The sequence below is a fragment of the Paracoccus tibetensis genome, from assembly GCF_900102505.1.
Classification (GTDB): Bacteria; Pseudomonadota; Alphaproteobacteria; order Rhodobacterales; family Rhodobacteraceae; genus Paracoccus; species Paracoccus tibetensis.
This window is the reverse complement of the sequence record NZ_FMVT01000006.1, coordinates 174,493-193,350: the sequence shown is the minus strand read 5'-3', so window position 1 is coordinate 193,350 and position 18,858 is coordinate 174,493. Positions and strand designations below refer to the sequence as shown.

The 18,858-nt window shown below is 67.2% G+C and carries 22 protein-coding genes; all 22 read left to right on the top strand.

The features are described 5' to 3' along the window. Nucleotide 1 precedes the first annotated feature (1 nt). Nucleotides 2–205, top strand: a complete 204-nt coding sequence (locus BLP73_RS10420) for a phage head-tail joining protein (protein WP_090743671.1) — start codon at nt 2–4, stop codon at nt 203–205. Further along, nucleotides 205–1,659 (top strand): phage portal protein, encoded by a 1,455-nt coding sequence (locus BLP73_RS10415; protein WP_090743668.1) that lies wholly within the window; start codon nt 205–207, stop codon nt 1,657–1,659. The genes BLP73_RS10420 and BLP73_RS10415 overlap by 1 nt, the downstream gene beginning before the upstream one ends. Next, nucleotides 1,659–3,800 carry a head maturation protease, ClpP-related gene (locus BLP73_RS10410; RefSeq protein ID WP_090743662.1) on the top strand — a complete coding sequence of 714 codons (2,142 nt, stop codon included), beginning with the start codon at nt 1,659–1,661 and terminating at the stop codon, nt 3,798–3,800. The genes BLP73_RS10415 and BLP73_RS10410 overlap by 1 nt, the downstream gene beginning before the upstream one ends. A gap of 87 nt (nt 3,801–3,887) precedes the next feature. Then, nucleotides 3,888–4,217, top strand: coding sequence for a DUF2190 family protein (locus tag BLP73_RS10405; protein WP_090743659.1), 330 nt, complete (start codon nt 3,888–3,890; stop codon nt 4,215–4,217). Further along, nucleotides 4,217–4,543 (top strand): head-tail joining protein, encoded by a 327-nt coding sequence (locus BLP73_RS10400; protein WP_090743656.1) that lies wholly within the window; start codon nt 4,217–4,219, stop codon nt 4,541–4,543. Before BLP73_RS10405 ends, BLP73_RS10400 begins: the two co-directional genes overlap by 1 nt. 4 nt (nt 4,544–4,547) lie before the next feature. Beyond that, a complete protein-coding gene (locus BLP73_RS10395; protein ID WP_090743653.1) occupies nt 4,548–4,970 on the top strand; it encodes a hypothetical protein in 423 nt (140 codons plus the stop codon). A 25-nt stretch (nt 4,971–4,995) separates the two neighbouring features. Further along, nucleotides 4,996–5,430 (top strand): phage tail tube protein, encoded by a 435-nt coding sequence (locus BLP73_RS10390; protein WP_090743650.1) that lies wholly within the window; start codon nt 4,996–4,998, stop codon nt 5,428–5,430. After that, the gene (locus BLP73_RS10385) at nt 5,427–5,813 is read left to right on the top strand and encodes a hypothetical protein (RefSeq protein WP_090743647.1); all 387 of its coding nucleotides are present in this window, start codon (nt 5,427–5,429) and stop codon (nt 5,811–5,813) included. The genes BLP73_RS10390 and BLP73_RS10385 overlap by 4 nt, the downstream gene beginning before the upstream one ends. 26 nt (nt 5,814–5,839) lie before the next feature. Next, the gene (locus BLP73_RS10380) at nt 5,840–6,172 is read left to right on the top strand and encodes a hypothetical protein (protein WP_090743644.1); all 333 of its coding nucleotides are present in this window, start codon (nt 5,840–5,842) and stop codon (nt 6,170–6,172) included. Between the two features lie 13 nt (nt 6,173–6,185). Beyond that, nucleotides 6,186–8,387: a phage tail tape measure protein gene (locus BLP73_RS10375; RefSeq protein WP_139165940.1), complete on the top strand. Its 2,202-nt coding sequence runs from the start codon at nt 6,186–6,188 to the stop codon at nt 8,385–8,387. Further along, nucleotides 8,387–9,130: a hypothetical protein gene (locus tag BLP73_RS10370; RefSeq protein WP_090743639.1), complete on the top strand. Its 744-nt coding sequence runs from the start codon at nt 8,387–8,389 to the stop codon at nt 9,128–9,130. Before BLP73_RS10375 ends, BLP73_RS10370 begins: the two co-directional genes overlap by 1 nt. 14 nt (nt 9,131–9,144) lie before the next feature. After that, nucleotides 9,145–9,702, top strand: coding sequence for a hypothetical protein (locus BLP73_RS10365; protein WP_175453312.1), 558 nt, complete (start codon nt 9,145–9,147; stop codon nt 9,700–9,702). After that, nucleotides 9,699–10,076 (top strand): DUF6950 family protein, encoded by a 378-nt coding sequence (locus BLP73_RS10360; protein WP_139165939.1) that lies wholly within the window; start codon nt 9,699–9,701, stop codon nt 10,074–10,076. Before BLP73_RS10365 ends, BLP73_RS10360 begins: the two co-directional genes overlap by 4 nt. Then, a complete protein-coding gene (locus tag BLP73_RS10355; RefSeq protein ID WP_139165938.1) occupies nt 10,064–12,268 on the top strand; it encodes a phage tail protein in 2,205 nt (734 codons plus the stop codon). The genes BLP73_RS10360 and BLP73_RS10355 overlap by 13 nt, the downstream gene beginning before the upstream one ends. Nucleotides 12,269–12,288: 20 nt before the next feature. Then, nucleotides 12,289–12,630, top strand: a complete 342-nt coding sequence (locus BLP73_RS10350; protein ID WP_217630665.1) for a hypothetical protein — start codon at nt 12,289–12,291, stop codon at nt 12,628–12,630. A gap of 18 nt (nt 12,631–12,648) precedes the next feature. Further along, the gene (locus BLP73_RS10345) at nt 12,649–14,568 is read left to right on the top strand and encodes a hypothetical protein (protein ID WP_139165937.1); all 1,920 of its coding nucleotides are present in this window, start codon (nt 12,649–12,651) and stop codon (nt 14,566–14,568) included. A 1-nt stretch (nt 14,569) separates the two neighbouring features. Further along, a complete protein-coding gene (locus BLP73_RS10340) occupies nt 14,570–15,328 on the top strand; it encodes a hypothetical protein (protein WP_090743621.1) in 759 nt (252 codons plus the stop codon). 156 nt (nt 15,329–15,484) lie between these two features. Then, nucleotides 15,485–15,817 carry a phage holin family protein gene (locus tag BLP73_RS10335; protein ID WP_090743618.1) on the top strand — a complete coding sequence of 111 codons (333 nt, stop codon included), beginning with the start codon at nt 15,485–15,487 and terminating at the stop codon, nt 15,815–15,817. Next, on the top strand, nt 15,810–16,259 hold the full coding sequence (locus tag BLP73_RS10330; protein ID WP_090743615.1) for a hypothetical protein: 450 nt from the start codon (nt 15,810–15,812) through the stop codon (nt 16,257–16,259). The genes BLP73_RS10335 and BLP73_RS10330 overlap by 8 nt, the downstream gene beginning before the upstream one ends. Before the next feature lie 83 nt (nt 16,260–16,342). Next, nucleotides 16,343–16,960 (top strand): N-acetylmuramoyl-L-alanine amidase, encoded by a 618-nt coding sequence (locus BLP73_RS10325; protein WP_139165936.1) that lies wholly within the window; start codon nt 16,343–16,345, stop codon nt 16,958–16,960. A gap of 3 nt (nt 16,961–16,963) precedes the next feature. Continuing rightward, nucleotides 16,964–17,242, top strand: a complete 279-nt coding sequence (locus BLP73_RS10320; RefSeq protein WP_090743609.1) for a hypothetical protein — start codon at nt 16,964–16,966, stop codon at nt 17,240–17,242. Between the two features lie 337 nt (nt 17,243–17,579). Continuing rightward, nucleotides 17,580–18,479, top strand: a complete 900-nt coding sequence (locus BLP73_RS10315) for an acyltransferase family protein (RefSeq protein WP_175453311.1) — start codon at nt 17,580–17,582, stop codon at nt 18,477–18,479. Nucleotides 18,480–18,858: the final 379 nt, after the last annotated feature.

Here is an 18,858-nt window from a genome sequence, read left to right as displayed (position 1 = left end):
CATGGCGTTCACGCATGCTGATGCCGCGGCCCTACGCGCGGCGATCGCCAAGGGGGCATCCTCACTCGAGCTGAACGGCGAGAAGGTGTCCTATCGCTCGCTGAAGGAAATGCGCGAAACCCTGGCGATGATCGAGGCCGAGCTGTCCGCTACCCCCGCCGGTCTGTCCCGGGTGTCCTATCCCCGCACGACGCGGGGGCTGTGATGAACTTCATCGACCGCACCATCGGCTTCTTCGCGCCCGAGGCGGGGCTGCGGCGAGCCACGGCCCGGGCGCAGACCGCCGTCGTGATGAACTACGACGCCGCCTCGCGAGGGCGTCGCACCTATGGCTGGAAGGCGCCGGCGACATCGGCCGATGCCGCGGCCTTCGGCTCGCGCGAGCGGCTGCGGAACCTCTCGCGCGACATGGTCCGCAACCGCGCCTATGCTGCCCGTGCCCGCGATGTGATCGTCGTCAACGTCGTCGGCGAAGGCATCATGCCCTCGGTGCGCGCCGCCAGTGACAACGTGAAGGCGACCGTCAAGGATCTGGTTGAGCGCCACCTGCTCAGCGTCCGCCTGGATGCCGGCGAGGAATACGATCTTCTGGAAATGCAGCAGATCTGCATGTCCACGATCTTCACCGATGGCGAGGTCCTGATCCGCCGCCGCATGCGCACCGGCGGTTATGGCCGGCACCTGGCGCTGCCCTATCAGATCGAGCTGGTCGAGGTCGATTGCCTCGACACCACGGTCCAGAGCTGGGGCGAGAACCTGGTGGTCGAGGGCGTGGAATACGGGCCGACCGGCGCGATCGAGGCCTATCACCTTTTCAACGAGCATCCGGGCGCCGTGCGCCACCGCAAACCGCTGGAATCCACCCGGGTGCACTGGAGCGACATCATCCATCTGCGCCGCTTCGACAGGCCCGGCCAGCTGCGCGGCGTGCCTTGGCTCGCGCCGGTGATGATGACCCTCGGCGAGCTCAGCGACTACCAGGAGGCGCAGATCCTCAAGCAGCGGATCTCGGCGTTGATGGCGATCGTGCTCAAATACACCGGGGGCACGCCACGGGCGGCGCAGGCCGGTGCCGGGCTCGAGGACCTGGCGCCCGGGGCGGTGGTCGAGCTGCCCGAGGGCGCCGAGCCGACCGTCGTGCAGCCGCCGACCGTGGACGGCTATGATGAGTTCATGGCTCGGGGCTTGCGCACGATCGCGGCGGGGCTCGGGATCACCTATGAGGCGCTCACGGCCGATCTGCGCGGGGTCAACTTTTCCTCGGGCCGGATGGGCCGCATGGAAATGGACCGCCTGGTCCGCATGTGGCAGCGCGGCATGCTGATCATGCAGATGGGCGAGGGCATCGAGCGCTGGTTCCGGGAGGGCCTCGCGCTCGCCGGTCACCGCGGCCTGGAGTTCACCCTCGACTGGACGCCGCCGCGCCGGATCCTGGTCGATCCCACCAAGGAAATCCCGGCGATGATCGAGGAGATCGATGCCGGGCTGAACAGCCGCCAGGGCGTGCAGCGCGAGCTCGGCCGCGACCCCGACCGCATCCGCGAGGAGCGCGAGCAGGACGCGGAGGCGGATGGCCAGCTGAAATTCGCCAAGCCCCCCGCGCCATCAAAGCCATCAGCCGACGCCGCCCCGGCCGCCTCAGAAAAGGATAATTCCTGATGTCTCGCAGTCTGATCTTCAACAACGAGCTGATCCTCAGCGGCGACGTGGTCGATGACAGCCAGATCGGCTGGATGTGGGAGGAGGATGTCTTCTTCGCACCGTCCATGGTGCGCGAGGCGCTGGCGCAGCTCGGCGATGGCCATCTCACGGTGCGCCTTAACTCGCATGGCGGGCACGTCTATGCCGGGGAGCAGATCCGCGCCATGCTCGCCGCCCATCCCGGCGGCTGCCGGATCGTCGTCGAGGGCATCGCCGCCTCGGCGGCCTCGCTGATCCTGATGGCCGGCGCCGCGCGGGTGATGTCGGCTGGCTCGCATATCATGATCCACGATCCGTCGGGGATCACCTTCGGCGATGCCGCCACGCACCGGCAGCAGGCCGACCAGCTGGATATGATCGCCTCGACCTATGCCGCGGTCTACGCGGCCGCTTCCGGCAAGACGGCCGAGGAGATGCGCAACCTGATGCGCGCGAACGGCCAATCTGGCAGCTGGTTCGGCCCGGCCGCCGCCGTCGCCGAGGGCTTTGCCGACGAGGTCGAGGAAAACGCCAAGCCCATTACCCCGATCGCCGTGCCCGCCGAGATGAAGGGCGCGCAGCAGCACTACATGTCGGCCACCGCCCGCCTCCGGCAGCGGCTGGACGGCTCCCGTAACCCGGACCGGGCCGCGCCGCCCGCGCCGGCCCCTGCCGCCGCCGGCGGTCAACCTTCCATGGAGGGCAGCATGCCTCAGGATCCCAAGAACCAGACCCCGGCGGCCAGCCCCGCCACCCCCGCAGCCCCGGCGAGCCCGTCGGCGCCAGCCCCCACCATGCAGGCCAACCCGGCCGACATCATCGCCCAGGAGCGCGCCCGTGTCCGCGAGATCCGCGAGATGGCCGCCCCCCATGTCACCTCGGGCCGCCTGATGCAGGCCGATGTCGACGCGCTGGTCGATGAGGGGGTTTCGGCCGATGTCGCCGGCCGGCGCTTCATGGCGACCATGGCCGCCCAGGAGCCGGTCGGGCGCAGCACCAATCCCGCCGGCGGCCCGCGCAGCAGCATCCAGCGCGACGAGAGCGAGACCCGCGTCAACGCGATGATCGGCGCGCTGATGGGCGAGACCGAGGGCGCCGCCGCGCAGTATCGCGGCATGCGCGTGCGTCACCTGGCGATGGAGCTCGGCGGCAACGGGCGCGGCTACAGCGATCCGGACACCATCCGCCGCGGCATGCGCGCCACCACCATGATGGGTGGCGCCTATGGCGTGAGCGACTTTGCCTTCATCACCACCGAGGTGATGAACCGCTCGCTTCAAGAGGCCTATCGCCGCCGCAATGCCAGCTGGCAGCTGGTCACCGGCGCGCCGCTCACCGCCACCGACTTCCGCGAGCTGCATTCCGTCCGCTTCGGCGGCGATTTCAGCCTGAAGCCGGTGAAGGAGAACGGCGAGTATCAATCGGCCGTGCTCGCCGACGAGGCCGAGGGCCTGAAGGTCGAGCGCCGCGGCCGCACCATCAACCTCACCTTTGAGGCGGTGGTGAACGACGACATGGGCGCCTTCCAGCGCATCCCGACCGAGTTCGCCATGGCGGCCCGGACGATGGAGGCCTCGATGGTCTGGTCGCTGATCCGCTCGAACGCGCGCCTGAAGTCGGACGGCCTGCCGCTGTTCCACGCCGACCATGGCAATCTGGGCACCGGCGGCGGCGCGGCCGGCACGATCGGCATTGCCGCTGTGGGCGCGGCCCGCAAGGCCATGTGGGGGCAGCGCGCCTATGGCTCGCGCGATCGCGACGACTTCCTGCAGATCGAGCCGGACCGGCTGATCGTGCCGCCGGCGCTCGAGCTGCTGGCGTTGCAGTTCGCCACCACCATCACGCCGGGCACCGACGCGAACGTGAACCCCTACAAGTCGACGCTGACGCCGGCGGTCATCCCGAACCTCGGCGCTGAGGCCGGCGGCTCGGATACCGCGTGGTATCTCTTCTCCAGCGACCTGCCGCCGATCGCGCATGCCTATCTCGAGGGTTACGCCGCACCGACCGTGCAGACGATCGAGGGCATGAACCCTGACCTGGTCAAGATGGACGCGCGCCACATCTTCGGCGCGGCGGTGGTGGACTACCGCGGGGCCTACAAGGTCAACGGCGCGTAAGGCGGCGACATCATCTGATGTGCGGGGCGGCTGGTGGCCGCCCTGCGCCATTCTGCAACCGTGATGAAACCGTGAAAGGATCACGAGATGAAAAACTACGTGCAGCCGGGTGAGCATCTCACCCTGACCATGGCGGCCGCCGTCGTCTCGGGCCAGCTGGTCCGGGTTGGCTCGATCGTCGGTGTGGCGCAAGGAAACGCGGCCGAGGGCGAGGATGTCGTCCTGGTTCGCCGCGGCGTATTTGATCTGCCGAAGACGGCGGCTCAGGCCTGGACGGCCGGCGCCAAGGTCTATCTGACGACCGAGGGCGATCTCACCACCACCGCCTCCGGAAACACGCTGATCGGCGTAGCGGTTGAAGCGGCGGCCAACCCCTCGGCGATCGGGCGCGTGCTGCTCGACGGCGCGATCCGCTGATGACCAGGATCTTCGACGGGCTCGCCGGGACGCTTGCGGGCGTCTTAGGCGAGCCCGTCGAGTATGCGCCGCGCGTGGGGCTGATCCGGGAGATCCAGTCGATCTTCCGCGAGAGCCCGATCGAGGTGACCGGCGCGGACGGCCAGGCGGTGCTGATCGAGGCGCCGACCTGGCGGGTCTCGGGCAGCCTCGCGCCTGAACTGGCGCGGGGCGATCTGATCCGGGTGCCGGACGGCCGGCGCTTCAGCGTGACCACGGTTCACAAGAGCGGCTCGCCCGCGGCGGATGCTTTCGTCATCGCCGAGCTGCACCTTTTGGAAGGCTGAAACCTTGCCCCATTATCGCAGCACCTACCGCGCCGTCGTGCGCGCCGCACTCGCCGCGACTCCCGCCCTTGCCGGCATCACGGTTTTGCGGGTCTGGCCGGGTTCGATCGACGCGGCCGCGTTGCCGATCCTCGGCGTTCTGACCCCGCAGGAGCCGAGCGTCCTCGACAGCCAGAATAGCTCTGAGCGGCGCACGCTCTTGCAAGTCGCGCTGCGCCGGGAGGGCGGCGAGGATATCGAGGACCGGCTCGACGAGGACAGTGCCGTGATCGAGGCGCTGGTGCTCGCCGCCCTGCGCTCGCCGGAGATCGGGGTTGCCCTCGAGGAGACCACCATCGTCAGCCACAGCCAGTCCCGCGCCTATGTCGGCACGCTGGTCATGAGCTTCCGCGTGCTGTCCTGGCAGCCCGCATCCATTTTTTCCTGACGCACCCAGCACGGAGTGATCCCACATGACTGGCAGAATTGGCTATGGCTCGACCGTCCGCATCGGGCGGCTCGGCACGAACGGCGCCCCGGCGTTCATCAAGCTCGACCTGGTCGGCGACCTTGAGGCCCCCGACGAGCAGGTCGACGAGGTGGAAACGACGCACATGGAGTCGCCGGGGCGCCGCAAGCAGTTCATCGCCGGCCTGATCGACAGCGGCGAGCTGACCGTACCGATGAACTACGTTCCGCGCTCGGCGACGCATGCCCTGCTGACCGAGATCAAGGCGACCGGCGAGGAGGTGCTGATCGAGCTGACGCTCGGTGTGGATGGCGAGCCGGAAACCTTCACCGGCTTTGCCAAGGGCTACCGCCGCACCGCGCCCATCGCCGGCAAGATGACCGCCGAGGCCGTCTTCCGCCTGAACTCGCAGGTTGAGAGCGAAGGGGCCGGCGAATGAACGCGATCACGGGCGAGGTCGTCGTCACCGCCCGCGGCGAGACCTATCGTCTTTGCCTTGGCATGATCGGACTGGCGCAGCTGCAGAAGGAATACGGGCAGCATCTTGGCCCGATCACCGATCTCGATCTGAAGGAGGGCGAGCTGCCCGATTTCAGCGTGATGGTCCGGGTCGTCGATCTTGCGCTCGACCGCTACCATCCAGAGCACGACAAATGGGTTGCCGATGACATTCTGCGCGAGGATCTGTCGACCTTCCTCCGGCTGGTCGAGGGCGCGTTCCCTGAGCCGGATCCCGAGGTTGTCGCGGCGGTGGAGGCGCGCACGAAGGCAGCCGAAAAAGGCCGGAAGTCCGCCAAAAAAAAGCCGCCGGCGAGGCGCTGAACCTCGCCGGGCTTTACACTGATTGGTTGGCGCTCGATCTCTGTCCGGAGCGGTTCTGGCTGATCACGCCCCGTCTCCTGCTGACGGAAATGAAGGCGGCGGTGCTGCGGCGCAACCAGCAGAACGACGTGATCCTGACCGCCGGCTGGCTCGCGGCCAAGCTGCAGCGGGTCAAGAAGGTGCCGGATCTGGACCAGGTGCTCGGCAAGTCCGAACGCCGGCCCCGGGATCTAGGCTTCTATCTCGACGAGCTGAAGGTCGTGCTGCCCACCACCACGATCAACGAATGGGCGGCCCGGGTCAGGGCCGGCCGGCAGGACTGGGACGCCCGCAAGCGGGCCTCCGCACACGCAATCTGACGGAGGCAGGGCCATGGCAGGATCCGGACTGGTCGGCCGCATGCGCGTCGCGCTCGGGCTCGATGACGCGCAGTTCAAGAAAGGCCTGAACGACAACGCCGGCAAGATGCGCCAATTCGGCAAGCGCCTGGCGGTGGTCGGCGCCGGTCTCTCGGCCGCCGGCGCTGGCATCGCCGCCGGGCTTCGCGCGCAGCTGAGCGCGGCCGATGACATGGGAAAGCTGGCGCAGAAGATCGGTATCCCGGTGGATGACCTGTCGCGCCTGCAGCACGCCGCCGACATGTCGGGCGTGTCCATGGGCTCGCTGCAGGGCGCTGTCGCGCGCCTGTCGCGGGCAATGGCCGACAAGCCGGACAAGTTCAAAAAGATTGGTGTGGCCGTGCGGGGCGCGGACGGGCAGCTGCGGCGCACGACCGACGTCATGGCTGATGTCGCCCAGGTTCTTTCCGAGATGCCGGACGGGGCCCAGAAGACCGCGCTCGCCATGGAGTTCCTCGGCAAGTCCGGCGCCGATCTCATCCCCATGCTGAATGGGGGGCGGGACGCGCTGCGCGCGATGATGGACGAGGCGGATGAGCTTGGCATCGTCATCACGCCGGAAATGGCCAAGAACGCCGAGCAGTTCAACGACAACCTCTCGCGCCTGCAAAAGCAGATGCATGGCATCTGGGTGATGGTGACGGCGAACCTGGCACCCTCGCTCAACCGGCTCTCGGCCTTCGTGGTCGATGTCGCCTCGCGCTTTCGGGGCATGTCGCCCGCGATGCAGTCTTTCCTGTCAACGCTGGCGGCTTCCATCATGGTGCTGGGCCCGGTCCTGTCCGGCCTCGGGCTGATGATCATGACGGCGGGGCCTTTTGTTGCCGCGATGATGAAGGCCGCGGCCGGGGTCAAGGCGCTGAGCGTTGCCTTGGTCGCCAACCCGATCGGCGCTGCCGTGGCGGTGATCGCGGGAGCGGCCTACCTGATCTACGACAATTGGGAGGATGTCGGGCCATGGTTCGGGCGCCTCTGGGACGGGATCCGGTCCACGTTCGACGGGTTTGTGTCCTTCTTCCGCGGGGTCTTCACTGGCGACGTGACCGGCGCCTTTGACGGGCTCAAGGCGATCGGGGATGGGTTCCTCGCCTATTACGGCACGCTATGGGACGGGATCGTCGGCGTCATCACCTTTGCCTGGGAGAAGGGCATCAAGCCTGTCACCGACGCGCTCGGCATGACGGACCAGATCATCAACGGCTGGAGCAATGTCAGGGCCGCGTTCGACACGGTGATGTCAAGGATCAGCAGCGCCTTTTCGGCCGCCTGGTCCGTGATCGAGCCGATCTACACCGCGCTCAAGTGGGTCTGGGACAACGCGGCCGAGCTCGGCGGCAAGATTTCCAGCCTCTCCAGCGGCGCTGCGCAGGCTGACAGCAACAACCGGGCGGGTAACGGCCGAATCGATTTGGCGCCCGTCGGGCGGGACGTCGCTGCTGGCCTTGCCCAGGGCTCTGCGGCGATCGCGGACCAGGGCGCGGCGGATGGCGGCGGCTACATCGCCGGCTTTGCCCGGGCTCTTGGCATTCGCTCGCCCTCGCGCGTGATGATGGAGTTCGGCCGCTTCATGTCCGAGGGGCTCGGGCTTGGCGTCGCGGCTGGTCAGCCGCTTGTGCAAAGCGCCAGCGATCGCGTTGGCCAGTCCATGGCCGACAGCATTATGCCCTACATGGACGGGCTGATCCGCCGCACGACGACATTGAAAGAGGCCTTCCGCGACATGCTCAGCGACATGGCGTCGCGGCTCATGCAGAGCGGTCTGTCGCGGCTCTTTGGCAGCATCGCGGGCGCCTTCTTCGGCAGTGACCCGCTGGCCACCGCGCTGCAAGGCGCCGGTCTGAACGCCATCCCGGCCTTGGCCGATGGCGGGCGCATCGTGCGCGCTGGCATCTTCCAGATCAACGAGGCGGGCGGCGAAGCGCGGCGGCTGGAAAGCGGCGATGTGGTCTTTCCCCACAGCCTGTCGCGGGAGATGGCGCGCGGCGTCACGGGCCGCGATGGTCCCGGCGGCGCGCAGGACATCCGTATCGGCTTTGACAATGTCGGCGGCATTCGCGCGGTCGTGCGGAACGAGGTCGGCGCGGTTCTGGCCGAGGCCGAGAGCAGCATCATTGGTCGATCGGTCGCTGCCTCTGGCAGCGCCATGCGCCAAACCAAATCGTTCGGGAACCGCTGATGCCGATCAATGTCTTCCCTTGGCCGCCGGTCGGTGTCGTTGCGGCGGAATGGACCAGCACGCAACCCGTGGCGCGGCTCCGCTCCGGCCTCTCTGGCCGGGACGTCATGCAGGCCAGCCAGCGGAAGCGGCGCCTGGCGAGCTTGGAAGTGTCGGCCCTCGCGCATGGCCGCGATGGTGCCGGCTATTGCGAGGCGCTGAAGGAGCTGCTCGAGGGCGGCATTCACGCCGTTCGGCTTCTGTCCACGCCGGTTAACTGGTTCCTGGATGAGAGCGATCGACGGGCTGGTCGCGGAGATCCGCGAGCGGCCGCGTTGCGCGCGGGTCAGCCGCTGGCCTGGTTTGTGGGCGCGGCCGCCCCGGCAGGCCCTGCTGTCGCTGAGGGTCAGTTCTGGCTGCTGCCGATCTCGGGCGCGTCCACCATCACGCGCGCGGCTCGGCCGGGGGATTTCGTGCGGCTTTACAATCCGGCCAATCGAAACGTCTGGCAGTCGCTGCGCGTGATCGCCGTCCGCCGCCACCCCCTGTCGGGCGCGGTGACGCTCAAGGTCGATCGGCAGCCGACGATTGCGAACGGCGTGGTGGATCTCGCCGGTCAGGACGAGGGCGTTTTTCGGGTGGACGGCCCGCTGCCGCGCTCTGTCCAGCCGGTGACGGGCGACTGGCGCTACAGCTGGTCCTTTCGCGAGGTCTTCGCGGATGAGGTCGGCGGCTTCACCGAAAGGCCCAACACATGGATCTGACGCGGGACACGCCGGTGGCGCTGCGCACCGCCTTGTCGGGGCCGTTCTTTTACCCGGTCGTGCTGGTCTGGCTCGGCTGGCCCGGTGCGCCCCTGCGCATGCACAGCGGCGCAGGAAACATCACCTGGAGCGGGCAGACCTGGAGCGGCGCCGGGCGCTTCGGCCGGGTCAGCGTGCCGGATGAGGCAATGGCCGGCGTGCCCGATAACTTCACCATCTCGCTGGTGACCGATGTTCCGGACATCGAGCCTTACACCGATGCGGTGATCCGGGGCATCCCGGGCGCGGTCTATCTCGGCGCGACCACCGCGCCTGGCGGAAACGGTCTGATCGGCGCGGTGGAGTTTGTCAGCGGCACGGCCGACGTCCTGACGCTCGGCACGCAGATGAACGGCGACACGCTTTTCTACGAGCTTTCCGTCTCCATGACGACAGGACCGGGCATGCGGTCGATGGCGTCGATCAACCACAGCGACGAGGACCAGCAGCGGGCCTTTCCCGGCGACACCGCGGGCGATCGCCTGATCGAGCTGATGGGCCGCGTGAAAAAGACATACTGGCCCGAGCCGTGAGCCCTGAGGCTGTGCTGGAGGTCGTGGACGAGGCCATGTCCCGTCCGTTCGAATGGGGCGCCTGCGACTGCGTGAGCGCGGCCTGCGATGCCTTCGCCCGGCTGTGGCGCGTGGACCCTCTGGCGCCCTGGCGGGGCTACGCGGGCCGCGCCGAGGCGCTGCGCATCATCCGGAGCCTCGGCAGCTTCGACGCTCTGGCCGCTGAGATGGCGCGTCAGGCTGGACTGACGGAGGGCCATGCGCCGGGCGGGCTGGCGCTCTCGATCGGGCAGCATCGCTCCATGCTGATCTGCATCCAGCCGGGGATCTGGGCGGGCAAGACCCGCGACGGCTTCGGCATCACAAGACAAGCGGGCCGGGGGTGGCACCTGTGAAGAAACTTCTTCTGCTCACCACCGCGCTGGTCGGCCTCGGCTATGCCAATCCTGCAGCAGCCGGGCCGCTGATCCCTCTTTTCGTCGGGGCTATCGGTCTGACAGGGGCGGCCGCAGCGATCGCAGGGGCGGTCCTGTCGATCGGGGCGTCGTTGCTTGTCTCGGCGCTTGTCCAGCGCTTCGTTGGCCAGCCCAAGCAGCAGAGCATTCGCGCGGAGTTGCGCCGCCCGACTTCGCTGCCGGAGTACCGTTATGTCTACGGCGACACCCGCGCGCCTGGCACGCCGGTGGCGATCCACGTCAAGGGGCGGATGCTCTACATCTGCTACCTGCTCAACAGCCGGCAGTCCGAGGGGCCGTTCACGGTCAACTTCGACGAGCGGGAGGTCCAGACCTCGGGCAACATTCACGACATGTCGGGGCCGGGGGCGACCGGGACGAACGGGGTCTTCGGTTCCGGCGTTAATGGCCCGCATGTCTGGCTCTGGCTTGGCGCAGGCAATCAGACCAAGTGCCCCGACGTCCTTGTCAACGAGACAGACGGTTACTTCCGCACGACCGACGCCTGGCGGGGCCGCACTGTGCTGTGGGCCAAGCTGCGCCTCGGCTCCGACGATGACCGGCAGGAGCGCTGGCCGAGCTTCCCGCCCGAGCTGGATGTTGACGGGCGCTGGTCCAGGGTTCGCGATCCCCGCGCCGGCAACGCGCGCAGCTGGTCGCGCAACCTCGGCCTGATCCTGCTGGATGCGCTGCGCGAGAACCCGATGCAGCCTTACGCCAATGCGTATCTGCGCACCGACACCTTCAGCTGGCTGGCGGATGTTTCGGACCAGCTGGTTGGCACCCGCGATGGCGGCACGATCCCGCGCTACCGGGCAGACGGTATCCTGTGGTTCCGCGAGGGGCAGGAGCTGGAGGATATCCTCAAGCCCATCGCCGATGCCGGCGCCGTCCAGTTCACCCGCATCGGCGGGCGGCTCGGGGTGATCCCGGCCATCGCCCGCAACAGCGTCTTCACGGTGCGCGACTTCACGGATCGGCGCATGCCGACCTTCCGGCGCCACCGCCCGTCCGACGACATCTTCACGGAGGTGGTGGCGACCTATACCGATCGCGCCCGCAGCTACGAGCCGTCCGAGACGCCTGTCTATGTCGAGCCCGGCGCGCAGGCGGCGGACGGTGGGCTTCCGAAGCGGATGACGGTGGCCCTCGATTGGATCACCGATCATCGCCAGGCGCAGCGGGTGGCGAAGATCATGCTGCGCCGATCGCGGGCACAGCGCGAGATCGAGCTCGAGCTGATGCCGGATGCCTTCGATCTTGTCTCTGGCTCGCCGGTGTCGGTGGATCTTGGGCCGCCGTTCGGATCCTGGGACGGGCAGTATGTCGTGCGCAGCATCAGCCCGGCCGCCGGCCTGGTCGATGAAGACAGCATCACGGTTCGTCTGCCGGTCACGCTGACCGAGGACGGCCCTTCGATCTACGACTGGCAGACGTCGGACGAGCAGGCGAGTTCCGGCGGCCCGGGCATTCCGGTGATCGGCCGGGTGCTGCCGCCTCCGGAGGTCTCGCTCTTCAGCGGCACGGCGGCCGCCGCCACGAGCGGTGATACGGTGATCCCCGGCGTGACGGCGGCCTGGGTGGCATCGCCCTCGGCCTCGGCCTCGAGCTACGAGTGGGAATGGCGGCGCCGACCGCCGGGTGGGAGCTTTGTCGCATGGCGCTCGGGGGGGGTTCTCGACCAGTCGGCCGCCGATGGCGTCGGGGTCTACACGGCCACCATCCAGTTCCCGCGCATCGGCGACGACTACCAGATCCGGGTGAAGACGCGCGGGGCATGGGGCAGCTCCAACTGGCGCAATTCCAGCATCATCACCGCCGCCGGCCCGGTTGACACCATTTCGACGCCGCCCCGGCCGACAGCGACGCCGGTCACCGCGAGTCGCATCGACGTGACGGCGACGCAGGCCGGCGACAGCACCGCCCGGGCCCTGCTGATCTATGGCAACGACATCGACAGCGCGGCGACCGCCAGCCTGCTCTGGACGGTGAATGCGGGCGCATCAGTCTCTGTCACCCGCTCGGAGACCGAGCTCAGCAGTGGCGCGACGCGGCATTACTTCACCCGCGCCCGCGACCAGTGGGGGAACCTCAGCGCCTTCTCGGAAGGCAGGAGCGCGACGACGCCATGACGGATATCCGCAAAAGCCTGATGCAGCTGATCGATGACCGGATCGCAGATGGCGAGCCCGTTGGCGCCGACATGGCCGCGGTGATGCAGGTGCTGCGCTCCTATGCCGAGGCGGACGAGTTGGCGCCGCGCGTTCAGCGCGCCGTTCTGCCGCTTGAGGCCGAAGAGTGGATCTTCGATCGGCCGTTTGGCGACATGCCCGCAGTCCAGATCTCGCTTTTCCAGAGCGAGGGCGCGCCGGCAGCTGCGGTGCTCTCCGGCTGGATCATGGACGGCGAGACCTATGCCGGGGTGCGGTTCCGCGCCTCGGGAGACAACCTTCAGGGCGTGCAGTTCCACCTGACCGCCGGCTCCATTACCTAAGCATCACGAGGCCCCTTTATGGCGTTTCTCCGCACCACAGTGACCGGCAGCATTGCGTTGCCTGACGGCTCGCCCATGCCCGACGGGGCCAAGATCATCTTCACCCTGCGCGAGTGGGACAAGAACGCGGACACCATTGCCACGCCTGGTGCCGTCGAGGCGGTGGTGGCAAATAGTGCAATCTCGGTGCAGCTTCTGCGCACCGCCAGCACTGACCGCGGGACGGTTTACGATGTCGGCTATGCGTACTGGAGCCCCGGGATGGGAAAGCCCCTCACGGGGCGCCTCGGGACGATCGCGATCTCGGGCAGCTCGGCCGTCAATCTGGCGGAGTTGCTTACCGTTCCGGCGCAGGTTCCAAATGTGCCGGATGCGCTTGTTCAGGCACTGGCAGCCGCGGCGGGGGCTATGTCGGCGGCGGCCCGTGCCGAGCAGATGGTGGTCAATGCGGACCAAGTGACGGCCGATCGGCAAGCGGCGGAGGCGGCGCGTGACCAAGCCTTTCTGGCCCGGGATGGAGCGGCCGTCAACGCCGACATCTACCCCGACATCGCCACGGGCCGCGCGGCGGTTGCTGACGGCGCGCAGTTCATGGTCGTGTCGGGCGATGCGATCATCCGCTACCGCCGGGACAGCGCCAGCACGCAGACGGAGGTGGCGCGGTTTCCGGCGGCGTCCGCACTGCTGAATGAAGTGCAGACCCGCAGTGCAATGCTGCGCCAAGCCGGAGTCGAGGGCGTGCTTCTCTTCGCCACGGATGCCGCGGGCACCCGGCTCGCGTTCGGCTTGCGCGACAGCGACGGCCTGTTTGACGACCTGACCATGGCGGGCATCTACGCGCGCATGGCCGAGGAACGCCAGCTTCCGACCCTCGACAGCACCTCGCAGAACCTGCTGGAGTTGCGCGCCACCAATGGCGATCTGCTTTGGGGCACGGTGCGCCTGTCGGACGGCCAATGGCCGGACTGGGCGGTCGAGCAGTTGGCCGAAAGGCTGGGTGTGTCGGCGGGTTCGGCGGCCTCTGCGGCGCCGGCCTATCACCTGCACAACGGCGTTTATCGTCCGGTAGAGGCCGATACCCGCGTGGTCACAGGCCTCGGCTCCAGCACGATCGCCTTTCTGGCCCCGCACCTGGCGGGACTGTTTGACCGGCTGGTGACGCAGGACGGCCGTGGGGTCAGTTACAACAACCGTGGCGCGGGGGGCGAGCGGTCCGACAATCACGCGGCGCGGTGGGGGGTAAAGCCTGCGCTGTTGACCAGTGCAATCGGCGTTATCCCGGCCAGTGGCAGCGTCAACGTCACCGCCTCGAACATGGCGGCCAACTCCCTGCTGGCCTATGCCGGGACCTGGGGCGGGGTGCCTGGCACCCTGCGTCTGTCCGGCGGAAGCCTCAATTTCCAGCGTGCCAGCTCGGGCAGCGAGGTGGCGGTCGCGGCGGACACGCCGTTCATCCCGACCGGGCTTGATCCCCTGCTGGGCGGCGTGCTGATCCTCAACACGGGAAAGAACGACATTAGCGGGCAGGTGCCGGCCGCCACGATCATCAGCAACATTGACGCGATCTGCGACGGGTTGACCGCGGCAAACAAGCGCTTCCTGATCCTCGACAACTACGGAGACACGCCTTGGATAGCGTCAAATCCTCGGCACGCTCTGTTGCGGACGGTGAATGAACACATCCACCGCCGCTATGGCGACCTGGTAATCCGCAACCAAGCCTATCTCTGCGGCGCGCAGATCTGGGCGGACGCCAATGCGGACAGTCCCGGCTTCGGTGCGCCGACCCCCGAGGATGTCGCCATGGCCGAACTGGGGAACATTCCGCCCTCCTTCGCCCGAGACACCGGACACATGTCCGAGTTTGCCAACCAGCTCCTGGTCAAACACGTCATCGAGTCCGCGCTGAAATCCCTTCACTGGTACAAGGACGCCTGACATGACCGCCACTGTGATCGCCTCGCGCGGCATTATCACCAACCCCACCGCGCTGACGCCCAACATCTACGACCGGGGCGAGGCGGTCATTCTTGACGCCGCCCGCATTCAGGATGTGGCCGATGGCGCCCGGGTGCCCGCCGTTCTGGCGCGGGGCAGCGGCCCCGTTGCGGCGCGCACCTTTGACACCCGAGCCGCCAGCAATGGCAACCTGCCGATGCTGCGCAGGACCGGGGGGCCCGGCGGGTTGCCTTGTTTGGAGTTAGACGGCACGGCCAGCATCAAGAACGGGGCCGCCGTGAGTTTCGATGGCGGCTTCTACATCGCTGCCATGATCAAGATGGATGAATGGGCCGCGCAGACCGTGCAGCGGTTCATTGCGCGTGTCGATGGGTCCGCTGGAATGTCCATCGCCCTTTCGCTAATCGGGTCCACCCCGAGTGTGCGCATCTTTGGCGGGACGCTTAGCGACAACGTCACCTTGTCACTGGCATCGCCCCTGACCACGTGGCAACCGCTGATCGTGTCCTGGGGCAGCGACAACCGGGCACGTATCGTCTTTGGCGATGCCTTCGTCGAAGGCGCCCTCGCGCGTCCGGTGGCCTCGAACCTTCAGATCGGCTCAACGCCGAACGGAGACCTCTCGGGTGGCGCCGGACTAAAGGCGAAGATTGCGGAGCTGCGTCATGGTGCCGGAAGCCTGACACTGGCGCAGGCCAGGGCACTCGCCGCGCTGCTGGCGGAAAAATACAACCTGTAGTCGTCACTCGTCGAGCCGAGGCCGCGCACGACAGACTGCAAATGGAGACCGCATGCCCGACGATCCGAGCCTGTGGTGGCGGGCGGTTGCCCTTTGCCCGGGGGGCAGCGCGCCCCGCCTTCAATCAATGGAACAAGACAAGCAAAGGGGGCCGCCATGCCGGACGATCCGCTGATGTGGTGGCACGCTGCGGCCTCGGCGCGATCGACCGAGGTCTGGGCCGGGATCGCCGCCGGGATGATCTATGTCTACCACAAGAGCCCGCTGGCCCGCTCGGGTCGGATCGCCGAGGCCGCGGTGTCCGGGCTTCTGGCCTACAGCGCCGGTTCCTGGGCGGCCGAGTTCGCCGGGGTGACCGAACCTGTGGCGGTGATCCTGGTGTCGTCGGTGGGCTATCTGGTCCTGGACCTGACCCGCTCGATCGTCGCTGACCGCGAGATCTTGAAAGACATCATCAGCCGCAAGCTAGGAGGCGGTGGAAATGGGTAAGTGCACGAATGTCTCGCAGGCGCTGCGCCGGCAATTCAGCCCCGGCTCGCTGCTGCTGCTCTTGTTCGCGGCCATCGTCTTCGGGCCGCAGGGCTTTGACTGGGCGCGGGGAGAGCCCTCCATCGCCAATCACCTCGCGGTGGTCACCAACTCTCAAGGCGTCGTGTTGGTGCAGGACGTGACGCAAACGCGCCGCCCGGTTTCGGGCGTGCGCGCCAACACGATCGAGCGCGAGGACGGCGCCGTGGTTTGCTCGACCGAGCATCACAACACCTGGCGCGGCGAGCGAAACCGCTTTTGGGACATCCGCGCCTTCACCAGCTGCGCGGCTCCGGCCTATCCCTTCAAGGTCTGCTCAAATTTCGCGGTGCAGAGCGACAGCGGCCGCCAGCGCTATCTGGGGCCCTTTTGCTCGAACCTGACCGATCCGCCGGACGGCTGACGTCGCCGCCTTTCCCTGCCGTGCCCGCCCGCCGCCGCGCGGGCTTTTTCATGGAGAGAGACATGACCCGAGAGCCCACCCGCTTGATCCAGACCGGCCTTGCCGCGCTTGGCTATGATGTCGGCCGCGCCGGCGCCGATGGCCTGGTCGGCCCTGACACCCTGGCCGCCGGCCGCGCCTGGCTCGCCGCGGGCGGAAAGGCGGCGATGGCGCCGGTTGCCCCGCCGCCGCCGTCCAAGCCCACGGGCGCGATGATCTATCAGGGCGCGGCCCGCTATCCGGTGCGCGAGATCATCGTGCATTGCGCCGCCACCCGCGCCGACTGGATGGCGGGGCGGGCGCTGTCCGAGAAGGTGGCAGAGATCCGGCGCTGGCACCTCGCCAACGGCTGGAACGACATCGGCTATCACCACATCATCGACCGCGACGGCAGCACCGCCCGCGGCCGCGCCGAAACGGTGATCGGCTCCCACACTCTCGGCAAGAACAGCGGCACCATCGGCATCTGCCTGCTGGGCGGTCACGGCTCAGCCGAGACCGACCGCTTCCTCGACCACTTCACACCGGAGCAGGACCGCGTGCTGCGCCAGATGATCGCCTCGATCGGTCTGCGAACGCAGATTCAGCGCGTCAGCGGCCACAACGAATATGCCGCGAAGGCCTGCCCCGGCTTCAACGTTCCCCTCTGGCTAAAACGATAAGCCATGCTCACCACGATCCTCTTCCTAGCGGCCATGGCCGCTTCCAGCACCTTTGCCGTACGCTGCCTCGGGCGTCCTCTCTCGCTTGCGCGCCTGTTCCGGGAGGCGCTCAGCGCCCCGCTGATGATCCTGCTGGCGCTGCCAGCACTGGCTCAGAAGGCTGGCGCCACTGGCTTCCTCGACGTGATCATGCCGCAGCTCCTGGAGCTTCTGGCCGTCGTCGGCACAAGGGCAAATTGCATGCTGGCCCCGCAACGCGGGGAAGGCACACATGAACCCTAATCTAAAAGTCTCGCATTTCGCTGTCTGATCCTACCAAGACGGCGCAACGTTCCGCGCGGTTAAGCCGTGCAGACGCCAGCGTCAAAAGGTGTCGCATTTCCATGAGAGAGGCACTGGCCTATACGCCTAAGTATTCTCAGCTTAAAACAATCACAATAAACATCTTCACCGCGGTCGAATCCGGTGCGGCGGCGCTTGATCTGATAGTTCCCACGGGGCATAGTGGCATTAGTAAGTATCGTCTTCTCCCGCCGCGTCGACCGGGCAGGCCGGTCTTGTTTTTGGATGTTGTCTTGTTATGAGTTCACCTGCACTGCGCAGCAGCGCCATTGATCTGTTGCGCCTGATCCTGTCTATTTGCGTCGTCGCGATCCACACAGTTCATGTCGGTCCTGAGCCATCCATGCTTAGGCAGATGACGGTCAATGGACTGTTCCGGTTCGCTGTCCCGATCTTCGCGCTAATCTCGGGGTACTTCTTTTTGAAGGCGGTCAGGGAGGGGCACGTGCGGGCTTATATCGCCCGCCTCTGCACCCTCTATGCAGTTTGGATGATCCTTTACCTGCCCAATTACTTGGGGCAACTGAAAACTCTGAATGACGCAGCCTGGATGGCGATGGTCGGCTTTTTCCACCTATGGTACATGCCGGCGCTCATTATCTCGACCGTGGCTGTCTGGGGCCTGGTGCGTCTGAGGACCAGCCTGCGCGTTATCGGAGCACTGGCCGTCGCTGCGGCGCTGACCGGGGTGGCCATGCAGTTCCTGGTGCTAACCGGGCGGTCTGGAATATCGATCGACTATTACCGCAGCGGGCCGTTCTTCATCTTTCCCTACTTCGCGTTAGGTTATCTTCTGTCATCCAACAGCCACCGGCTGGCGGAGTGGAAGCCGTCCTGGGCGCTGGTCGTCATGGCCCTGACGGCGGTGGCGATCGAATCGCTGCTGTGGTTCCGCATTTCGGGCAGTGAAGGGGGCATCGACCACCTGGTGTCGCTGTGGGTGGCCGCGCCTATCCTGTTCCTGGCGGCGCTGCGCCGTGATGGCATCGGACATGGCAAGAACATCGCCAGCGTGGCGGCGTTCATCTATTTTATCCACATCCACGCAATGGTGCTGCCCTACAACCTCGGCCTGTCCGGGATTGAGGCCTTGGTGGCCGTCGTGGTCGCCAGCGCCATCGCAGGCCTGATGCTGGCCTTGGTGGGACAGGGGCGGGTCATACGAGCGGTGACCTGAACCGGGCGGGCCGAGGCCGCAGCCGCAAACGCGGCAGTCATGCCCCCGAGCAGTCGGTGCAGCCCACGCCGGCATCGATGCCCTCCGTCGCAACTGAACCCGGCATGAAAAACGCCTTTCTACGGGAGGCACTCGATACGATTGTGCACGGCAGGCAGGCTCATGCATTTCCTGGCGTGAGCCAGCGCGCGTTTTACCAGGCGCATCGTGATTGAGTTCGAAGCCTGGCACCGCGATGAGATGCACTCGGCGCTGATGTCCGGCGGCGCCGAGTGGTGAACCGGCAGCTGACCGGGCCGGCGGCAAGCGAGCTGATCCTGAGCCATGTCCGCGGCTCAGTGCCTGACGCGATCGACCGGCTGAAGCCGACATAGGTCAG

Coding starts and splice junctions, on each gene's coding strand:
- BLP73_RS10420 (WP_090743671.1), top strand. CDS start 2: ATGGCGTTCACGCATGCTGATGCCGCGGCCCTACGCGCGGCGATCGCC.
- BLP73_RS10415 (WP_090743668.1), top strand. CDS start 205: ATGAACTTCATCGACCGCACCATCGGCTTCTTCGCGCCCGAGGCGGGG.
- BLP73_RS10410 (WP_090743662.1), top strand. CDS start 1,659: ATGTCTCGCAGTCTGATCTTCAACAACGAGCTGATCCTCAGCGGCGAC.
- BLP73_RS10405 (WP_090743659.1), top strand. CDS start 3,888: ATGAAAAACTACGTGCAGCCGGGTGAGCATCTCACCCTGACCATGGCG.
- BLP73_RS10400 (WP_090743656.1), top strand. CDS start 4,217: ATGACCAGGATCTTCGACGGGCTCGCCGGGACGCTTGCGGGCGTCTTA.
- BLP73_RS10390 (WP_090743650.1), top strand. CDS start 4,996: ATGACTGGCAGAATTGGCTATGGCTCGACCGTCCGCATCGGGCGGCTC.
- BLP73_RS10385 (WP_090743647.1), top strand. CDS start 5,427: ATGAACGCGATCACGGGCGAGGTCGTCGTCACCGCCCGCGGCGAGACC.
- BLP73_RS10375 (WP_139165940.1), top strand. CDS start 6,186: ATGGCAGGATCCGGACTGGTCGGCCGCATGCGCGTCGCGCTCGGGCTC.
- BLP73_RS10370 (WP_090743639.1), top strand. CDS start 8,387: ATGCCGATCAATGTCTTCCCTTGGCCGCCGGTCGGTGTCGTTGCGGCG.
- BLP73_RS10350 (WP_217630665.1), top strand. CDS start 12,289: ATGCAGCTGATCGATGACCGGATCGCAGATGGCGAGCCCGTTGGCGCC.
- BLP73_RS10345 (WP_139165937.1), top strand. CDS start 12,649: ATGGCGTTTCTCCGCACCACAGTGACCGGCAGCATTGCGTTGCCTGAC.
- BLP73_RS10340 (WP_090743621.1), top strand. CDS start 14,570: ATGACCGCCACTGTGATCGCCTCGCGCGGCATTATCACCAACCCCACC.
- BLP73_RS10335 (WP_090743618.1), top strand. CDS start 15,485: ATGCCGGACGATCCGCTGATGTGGTGGCACGCTGCGGCCTCGGCGCGA.
- BLP73_RS10330 (WP_090743615.1), top strand. CDS start 15,810: ATGGGTAAGTGCACGAATGTCTCGCAGGCGCTGCGCCGGCAATTCAGC.
- BLP73_RS10320 (WP_090743609.1), top strand. CDS start 16,964: ATGCTCACCACGATCCTCTTCCTAGCGGCCATGGCCGCTTCCAGCACC.